The following is a 7,723-nucleotide window of genomic DNA, read 5'->3' as shown; positions in this document are numbered from 1 at the left end:
AATGTATTGCCGAGCGCGGCCGCATGGGCTGGCAGCGAGCCTCGGGCTACAACGATCGTGCCTTGATCGAGGCTGACATCTCGCGTTGGAAGTGCGTCATCGGTGACGGGCTCCGATCGCAAACAGACGAGCGTCAGGCAACGGAGGTGGCCATCGCTGCCAATGTGCTGAACCGTATGCTCAGGCTCGGATGTCCGAAGTATGTCCGCGTTGCATAACCCCGAATGCGGGTAGGGCTACGTGCGTCCACACCGCTGATCCGTGCACCACACTGTCCCAGTTCTGCGGCGATCCCTGCTGCTACGGAGTGTCGGTGGGCGCGTCGATGGCGAGTTCGGTCACTTCGTCCCGCCGGATGCTCCTTTGCTCCACTGAATGGATTGCGCCGGGCTCCGAGGGAGAGCAGGTCATTTGCACCCGGCGCATGTCAATCCCCGGCTGCAAATGGGCTGAGCGGCCAAGCCATGGCCCGCCCTCTTGGCCCCCCTTCCAGGAAGGCAGGCGGTGTCCGCAGGCCTCCGCTACCAGAATGTCCGGGCTACTTCCCAATCTGTGCAATGTCAGAATGCCGATGACACACACGGCGGCAATAGCGCCCAGTAGCAGGGCGATGCCTTCCGACCTGGCGGTCGCGACGCCGATTTGTTTCGCTAAAGCCGGATCTTCGATAAGCCTTTTGATAGCGTTCAGCACCGTCGGAGCTCCTATTTTCGGAGTCTCTGTGGGAGGTGTGGGCGGATGGCACTGGGCCACCTCCCGCGGCGCTATGCTTCAGCTCCAGGCGATGTAGTGTATGTGCGCACGGTCACGCTGGCAGGTTCTGCTGCAAATTTCGGCATCACATCGAAGGCTCTTATCGGGATCCGGGGTGACGGCGCGGAGAGGCATATCAGGCCACCAGCGCGGCGATGAGTTGCTTGAGGAGGGCTCTGCCGCGACGGCGAGCGTTGTGCACGAACGCGAAGAAAGCGAGGTAGAGCGGCAGCTTCTCCTGTGAGATGCCCCGGTGCGGCCGCAGCCACGACCGCAAGAGCGACCACACCCCTTCCATGGTGTTGACGTGCACCTCGCAAAAGCCGTCGCCATCATCGTCGCGGGCGTACTCGCCGTGAGCATGGCAGACCGTCTGGTGCCCATAGCCCCAAGCCTCAAGGCGGGCGTAGATGTCGTACTCGTCGGTGTAGACCTGGCTCCCCGGAGCGACCATGGCGGCGATGATCGGTTGGATCGTCCGCTGCTGCACATTGGGCAGCATGCGCATGACCAGCTGGCCGCCACGCTGGATCAACCCGAGGACGGGCGGTTTGTCCTTCTCCAGCGTGCCGCGTCCCGGCGCACCCGCCAGTCGGCGCCGGCGTCCGAGCCGCCCCTTTTTGCGACCGCAGCAGGCTGGCCTTTGTGGCCGGCCACGACGTAGACCTCGTCCACCTCGACATCGCCCTCCAGCCGCACGGGCGGGGTCTTGGCGGCAAAGCCGCTGCGCAGCTGCTCCGTCATGCTCTGCACGTCCGAGTCAGACAAGCCCAGTTCCGCGGCGATCTGTCGGTTCGACAGGTTCAGGCCCATGAAGTAGAGGCACAGCACCCAGACACGCAGGGGCTGGTGATGCCCGGCCAGGACCGTGCCGGTCAGGTAATCGAAGCGCCTGCCGCAGGCATTGCACCGGTAGCGCTGACGATGCGGCTGGCTATCATCATGGCCAGCGCGCACCACCGCCTTGCTGTCGCAGCCAGGACACTGCACCCCCTCCGGCCAGCGGTGCTGCCGCACCATGGCGAAGCACTTGGCGTCGTCCAGCAACGACGCGAGGTTGACCAGCTCTGCGCCGACCATGACAGGGCCTCCAGCACCGGACCGCACCCGCCCTGCATCCCATCAGATCCCGGTCAGGCCGGCCAGTCCTCTATCTCCCCGGATCCCGACAAGAGCCAAGCTGATTACCTGGAGAGCTTGATCGACCAGGAGTTGGTCATCGCCTGGACCTCCAACATGCTCGGCGTTGACGTCAGCAACCTGAAGACCGAAGACGAGGTGATTGCCGCCGCGGGTGACGCGGGCATCCAGGGTTCGCGCGACCGGGTGGTGCAACTGTCGCAAGCGGAAGGCATCAGCTTCGCCGAGGCAGTGCGCCGACCGCGCGGGCTGCTGGTGGGCACGCCGGCGATGATCGCCGACGAGATGGCGGACTGGTTCAACGACGGTGCGTGCGACGGCTTCATCGTCTCGCCCACCCACATGCCCGGAATGTTCGAGGAATTCGGTCGGCTGGTAGTGCCGGAACTGCAGCGTCGCGGGCTGTTCCGGCAGGAGTATGCTGGCCGTACCCTGCGGGAGAATCTCCGCTAGCAGCTTGTCGGGGTTGATGACGCCACCCGGCAGCAGGATGGCATCAAAGTCCTCCGGGCACGCCTGGGCGAGAGGCACATCGACGGGAAAATCGTCACTCCACTCGGTGAACTTCCAGACGCGCACCCGCCCGTCCTCGGGCGAGATGATAAAAGCCATGTTCGCTTCTGCGTGAGGGGTTGGGTTCGATGGAATCGGCTCTTGTGACCGCTACCGCCCCTGCCTTCCTGGCGGCCCGTTCGACGAGAAGATGCGGCCCCCCTTCGATGACAACGCGCTCGGGAGGGGCCACCGACGCACGCAGCAGCCGCACCCGGCGGGATGGGCCACCTTCGTGCTGGGCTCGTTCGAAGCGACGAGACTGCGGCGGGCGGAGGCCATGCCGGCGAGGTTGGGCGCGCTGAGGGAAGCCCGTGGAGCACTGCAGCCGCAGGTCGGGCAGGCGCACGGATCGCGGAACTCTGCGATCGGCCGCATCGCCGTGAATGTTCCGCATTCTTGGCATTCGTACTCGTAGACCGGCATGGCGCCCTCGATGTACGTGGCTGTGAAGCAGAGCGGCGGCTGAGTGGCCAAGGCGGCGAAGACCACCCGCCCCCAATGTCAGCCAGTTACGCCGCAGGCTTGAGGACCACCTTGGTCCAGCCGTCGTCGCGCGCATCGAAGTGCTTATAGGCGTTTGGTGCCTCGTCCAGCGGCAGCTCGTGCGAGACGATGAACGAAGGCTTCGCGCGGCCTTTCGAGATAAGATCACGCAGTTGCCGATTGTAGGCCTTCACGTTGCACTGGCCGGTGCCAATGCTCTGCCCTTTGAACCAGAAAAGACCGTGGTCGAAGACGATCTCGCCCTGCTTGTAGAGCTGGTCCTGGGGCGCCGGGTCCTGCGGCACGTAGACGCCGACCACGCCGATGCCGCCGGTGAACTTCACTGATTTCACCAGGTTGTTCATAGTCATGTTGGGATGCTCGTGGCCGTCCGGGTCGTGCGCCTGATAGCCGACGCACTCGCAGCCCCGGTCGGCGCCGACGCCATTCGTCAGCTCCATGACCTGATCGACCGGGGAGCCCTTCGAGTCATCGATGGGCAGGGCACCGATCGAGGCCGCCAGTTTCAGTCGGTCGGGATGGCGATCGACGACCATGACCATGCAGGCGCCCTTGATCATCGCCGAGTGGGCAGCCATGAGGCCGACCGGCCCGGCTCCGTAGATGACAACCGACTCGCCGGGACGCAGGCCGGCGAGCTCGGTGCAGTGCCAGCCGGTCGGGAAGATGTCGGCCAGCATCACGTAATCGTTCTGCCGCTCTTCCGCGTCTGGCGGCAATTTCAGGCAATTGTAATCGCCATAAGGAACGCGCAGCAGGTCGGCTTGGCCGCCCCGGTACGGTCCCATGTCGGCGAAGCCGTAGGCGGCGCCGGCCATGTTCGGCACAACGCTCCGATCCGCCGTGGTGAGGCAGAACGCGCTCAAGCCGCGCTCGCAGTTCTTGCAGAAGCCGCAGCCGATGTTGAACGGTATGGCGACCCAGTCCCGAACCTTCACCCGATCGACGGCGTTGCCCACCTCGGCCACTTGGCCGAGGTTCTCGTGCCCGAACACCCCACCGCGCGGAAAGTCGGTCCGGCCCTCGTACATGTGCAGGTCGGAGCCGCAGATGTTGGTGCTGGTGATCCGCACCAGCACGTCGGTCGGCTTCTCGATCTTCGCGTCCGACACATCCTGCACCGCAACGTCGCGGGGTCCGTTGTATACGACTGCTCTCATGATCCCCTCCTTGAGTTGATCGCTTGAACCGCTTTCAACCGGCGTCGCAGGCGGCCGAGGTGGACTGGCGCTACCTCCGTCTCACGGCCGCCGCGCCCCCGTTCCCTCGATGCGCCATAACTGCGTCGTGAGGCGCGGGCCGTTCTCGGGCTTGAACCAACTCATGTCCTGAATGTGCGAGCTCGTGACGTAGACCGTACCGTCAGGTCCTTCGGAGAAAGTGTCGGGCCAGCGCAACCGCTCGTCCTGGACGAGGATCGTGTCGCGACCGCCGTCGCGGACCTTCACGGCGTTGGCCTCGATGGCGCTGATGTAGAGCCGCCCGCGCTTGTCGATCCACAGGCCGTCCGTGGGCTCGCTCTCACCGACCCGCTCGATGCGGGATACCAGCTCCTTCGCGGACAGGCGTGGATCGTCGAGCGCCTCGGTCGCGATGCGGTAGAGCGTCCTGCCCGTCAGCGCCTTCCAGTAGAGGTAACGACCATCGGGAGAGAGCGCGATGCTGTCGGCCGCGAACTCGACGCCACGGCCGTCCGGCCGGCGCAACTCCTGTCCGTCCGTCCTCACCACGACCCCCTTTTCCGGCTGCGTGCTCGGGTGCCCGTCGAGGACGCGTCGCGCCTGGCCGCTCTGGAGCTCGACGACGACGAGCGCGCCCTTCGCACCCGAATCAGTCAGGTACGCATGTAGCCCATCCCGCGAGAAGCGGACGTCGTTGAGGTAGCTGCCCTGGGGCGCCACCGCTTTGCCGAAGGGGATGATTTGCGCGACCTTGTTCGTCCCCAGGTCAATCCGGATAAGCTTCGGTCCACCCGGGACGACCTGCGCGGTCGCGGGAGCCGCGGCATCGACCACCCAGAGGCTTCCGCGCCCGTCGGCGACGACGCTCTGCACGCAAACGAAGTGGTCATTCGGCGAAGTCTGGTTCTTCCTAGCGTTTCGCCAAGCGTTCCATTCCTCGTTCGGGTAGGGCTTGACCTGGCCATCTCCCGTGACTTCGGCAACGGAGACGGGCGCGTCCTCGCTCCAGCGTGGGAAGTTCACGAAGATGCGCCCGTCCGCCGCGACCGTCACTCCGGTTACCTGGTGCTCGAAGCTCACCACGAGCTGCAGCCGCGCCGGACCGCTCGGCGCCGAAGCAACCGGCTGCTGCTGCGCGAGGGATGGGCCGCCGGAGAGGACCGCCAATGCGACAGCGGCGATGGATGCGGCGGTAGTTTTGAACTTGGCCATGCTCACCTTATCGGCTCGATGGGAGGACTTGTGATGGGCGGCTGCCCCTACGGTGCGAACACCGCGCGCACGCAGCCGTCGGTCTTGTGCTTGAACATGTCGTAGCCGCGCGGGCCGTCCTCGAGCGAGAAGCGGTGCGTGGCGAGGTAGGCCGGATTCAGCTCGCCCTTCTGGGCGTGCGCGAGCAGCCGGTCCATGTACGCCTGCCCGTGCTGCTGGGCGCTGCGCACCGTCATGCCCTTGTTCATGATGGCGCCCATCGGGAACTTGTCGATCAGCCCGTAGACCCCGAGCACCGACAGCGTGCCGCCCTTGCGGCAGGCCATGACGGCCTCGCGCAGCGCCTCGCCGCGGTCCGTCTCCAAGCGCAGCGCCTGCTTCACGCGATCATAGGCGTATTGCGGCCCGGTGCCGTGCGCCTCCATCCCCACCGCGTCGATGCAGGAATCGGGACCGCGCCCGCCCGTCATCTCCATCAGCGCCTCCAGGACGCTGTCGACCTGCGTGTAGTCGATCGTCTCGGAGCCGGCGTGCTCGCGCGCCATCCGCAACCGCTCCGGGAACCGGTCGATCGCGATCACCCGCTCGGCACCCATCAGCCGCGCGCTCTGCTGCGCCATCAGGCCCACGCCGCCGCACCCCCAGACCGCGACCGTGTCACCCGGCTGGATGTCGCAGAAATCAGCGCCCATGTAGCCGGTCGGCGCCGCATCCGAGAGGAACAGCGCCGTCTCGTCCGCCACACCGTCAGGGACCTTGAAGCAGTCGTTGTCGGCGAACGGTATGCGCACGTACTGCGCGTGCGCGCCGGCGTAGCCGCCGAAGGCGTGAGTGTAGCCGTAGATGCCGGCCGTGGGATACCCGCCGAGCAGCGGCGCCTGCAGCTCGGGCTTGGGATGCGTGTTGTCGCACAGCGAGTAGAGGTTGTGCTGGCAGTACCAGCACTGGCCGCAGACGATGAACGAGGGAACGACGACGCGGTCGCCTCGCTTCACGCGCTTCACTTCGGGGCCGACATCCTCGATCACGCCCATGAACTCGTGGCCGATCACGTCGCCGGGCTTCATGGAGGGGATGTAGCCGTCGATGAAGTGCAGGTCCGAGCCGCAAGTCGTGGACAGGCGGACGCGCAGGATGGCGTCATGCGGGTTGACGATCTCCGGGTCCTTCACCGTGCCGACACGCAGATCGTTCACGCCGTTCCAATAGAGCGCTCGCATAGTTGAATCTCCTTCAGCGCGTGTCGGCACGAGCGGCGGGCTGGCGCTCGGTGGTTGGGATCTCGCCCGTCTCGGCGAGGCTTTTGAAGTAGTGGAGCGATTTGCTGAGGAGCTCGCGGGGCACGACGCCGCCGAAGAGCTTCAGCAGCGCCTCGCCGAGCATGCCGCCGGGCGGGTCGACGCGGACGCGCAGCGTCACCACCGTGCCGCGGCCGCCCGAGGCGGGGCGGAACCGCACCGCGATGTCGCTGAGCAGAGCCGACGCGCTGTCCGCAGCCTTCCAGCGCAGCACCTCGCCGGGGCGGTCCTCGGTCAGGCGCATCGTCCACTCGTAATCACGGCCGAACGGGCTGGGTACGCGCCAGCGCGTCTCCCCGTCGCCCAGGGTACGGATCTGCGCGATGTGGCCCGCCACGCGCGGCAGCGTCTCCGCCTCGCGCCACAGGCCATGGAGTTCTTCCGCTGGTTTCTCGATAGTGAGGGAGCGCTCGACTTCGGGCTCATGGGCGTAGGTGGAAGCCTCGCCGTTCCCGCGCTGGTGGCCGATCCTGGTGGTGCGCCCGCGCGCCAGGGTCTGGGCACCGATCATGCTGATCGCGGCCACGCCCGCCACCGCCACAAGCGCGACGCCGAGGGCGTTCACGCGGAGCAGAACGGGCCGGAATTCGGGCGCATGGGCATGGCGCGAAGTCATGCCGTGATGAGGCGGTTCGGAATGCCGATAGGTCATGGCGTCACCTTCAGGGCTTGAGGACGACCTTGGCGCACCCGTCCTTCTGGTCCCGGAAGGTCCGGTACAGCTCGGGCCCCTCCTCGAGCGGCCGGCTGTGCGTGATGACGAAGGAGGGGTCGATCTCACCCTTCTGCACGCGCCCGAGCAGTTGGCGCGTGCATGAGGGCTTTCATCGAAGATCCTCCCCTCTGATGGGTCTGTGCGGGGCCGTCGGCGTCGCGTCGGAGATGCCGGTCATTATGTGCGCGGTTGGGGACGCCTACGCGCCGCCTACGTTCCGTAGGGAAAAACCCTAAGGAAGATCCCTGTCCAGGCCATGCGGCGAGTCTCAGAACCCGGGCGCCCACCGACGCCTCGCGCTTGCGAATGACAAGATTGGGGCGAGTGTCAGCAAGCTGAAAGATGACGGTGAATGTCGGCCGCCT

At 66.1% G+C, this 7,723-nt stretch carries 10 protein-coding genes and 1 pseudogene; 2 read left to right on the top strand and 9 right to left on the bottom strand.

Translation table 11 applies throughout. The annotated features are described in order from the left end of the window. Positions 1-218 (top strand): annotated as a pseudogene (locus Q7A36_RS37185) (IS5/IS1182 family transposase); the annotation flags it as partial. An 82-nt stretch (positions 219-300) separates the two neighbouring features. Here the strand turns inward: Q7A36_RS37185 and Q7A36_RS37180 are convergent. From Q7A36_RS37180 to Q7A36_RS37170, 3 genes are all read right to left on the bottom strand, one after another. Continuing rightward, positions 301-693 carry a hypothetical protein gene (locus Q7A36_RS37180; RefSeq protein WP_305108841.1) on the bottom strand — a complete coding sequence of 131 codons (393 nt, stop codon included), beginning with the start codon at positions 691-693 and terminating at the stop codon, positions 301-303. Positions 694-889: 196 nt separating this feature from the next. Continuing rightward, positions 890-1,318: an IS1595 family transposase gene (locus Q7A36_RS37175; RefSeq protein ID WP_305108842.1), complete on the bottom strand. Its 429-nt coding sequence runs from the start codon at positions 1,316-1,318 to the stop codon at positions 890-892. After that, positions 1,285-1,833, bottom strand: coding sequence for a transposase (locus Q7A36_RS37170; protein WP_305108840.1), 549 nt, complete (start codon positions 1,831-1,833; stop codon positions 1,285-1,287). Before Q7A36_RS37170 ends, Q7A36_RS37175 begins: the two co-directional genes overlap by 34 nt. 117 nt (positions 1,834-1,950) lie before the next feature. On the opposite strand from Q7A36_RS37170, the gene Q7A36_RS37165 reads away from it, so the two are divergent. Then, complete coding sequence (locus tag Q7A36_RS37165; protein WP_305108839.1) at positions 1,951-2,346, top strand: LLM class oxidoreductase; 396 nt, start codon at positions 1,951-1,953, stop codon at positions 2,344-2,346. Positions 2,347-2,556: 210 nt separating this feature from the next. On the opposite strand, the gene Q7A36_RS41870 is transcribed toward Q7A36_RS37165, so the two are convergent. The 6 genes from Q7A36_RS41870 to Q7A36_RS37140 all read right to left on the bottom strand — a co-directional run bounded on the left by Q7A36_RS41870 (position 2,557) and on the right by Q7A36_RS37140 (position 7,434). After that, positions 2,557-2,871 (bottom strand): FmdB family zinc ribbon protein, encoded by a 315-nt coding sequence (locus tag Q7A36_RS41870; protein ID WP_370655775.1) that lies wholly within the window; start codon positions 2,869-2,871, stop codon positions 2,557-2,559. Between the two features lie 86 nt (positions 2,872-2,957). After that, positions 2,958-4,112 carry a glutathione-independent formaldehyde dehydrogenase gene (locus tag Q7A36_RS37160; protein ID WP_305108838.1) on the bottom strand — a complete coding sequence of 385 codons (1,155 nt, stop codon included), beginning with the start codon at positions 4,110-4,112 and terminating at the stop codon, positions 2,958-2,960. An 81-nt stretch (positions 4,113-4,193) separates the two neighbouring features. Then, positions 4,194-5,345: an SMP-30/gluconolactonase/LRE family protein gene (locus Q7A36_RS37155; protein WP_305108837.1), complete on the bottom strand. Its 1,152-nt coding sequence runs from the start codon at positions 5,343-5,345 to the stop codon at positions 4,194-4,196. A 47-nt stretch (positions 5,346-5,392) separates the two neighbouring features. After that, a complete protein-coding gene (locus Q7A36_RS37150; protein ID WP_305108836.1) occupies positions 5,393-6,565 on the bottom strand; it encodes a zinc-dependent alcohol dehydrogenase in 1,173 nt (390 codons plus the stop codon). Positions 6,566-6,578: 13 nt separating this feature from the next. Next, positions 6,579-7,295: an SRPBCC family protein gene (locus Q7A36_RS37145; protein ID WP_305108835.1), complete on the bottom strand. Its 717-nt coding sequence runs from the start codon at positions 7,293-7,295 to the stop codon at positions 6,579-6,581. A gap of 10 nt (positions 7,296-7,305) precedes the next feature. Further along, a complete protein-coding gene (locus Q7A36_RS37140) occupies positions 7,306-7,434 on the bottom strand; it encodes a hypothetical protein (RefSeq protein WP_456306842.1) in 129 nt (42 codons plus the stop codon). Between the last annotated feature and the right edge of the window lie 289 nt (positions 7,435-7,723).

This window comes from Paracraurococcus lichenis, assembly GCF_030657435.1.
GTDB classification, from domain to species: Bacteria; Pseudomonadota; Alphaproteobacteria; order Acetobacterales; family Acetobacteraceae; genus Paracraurococcus; species Paracraurococcus lichenis.
Note: the sequence above shows the minus strand (reverse complement) of the source record. Positions and strands in the feature narration are given on the sequence as shown.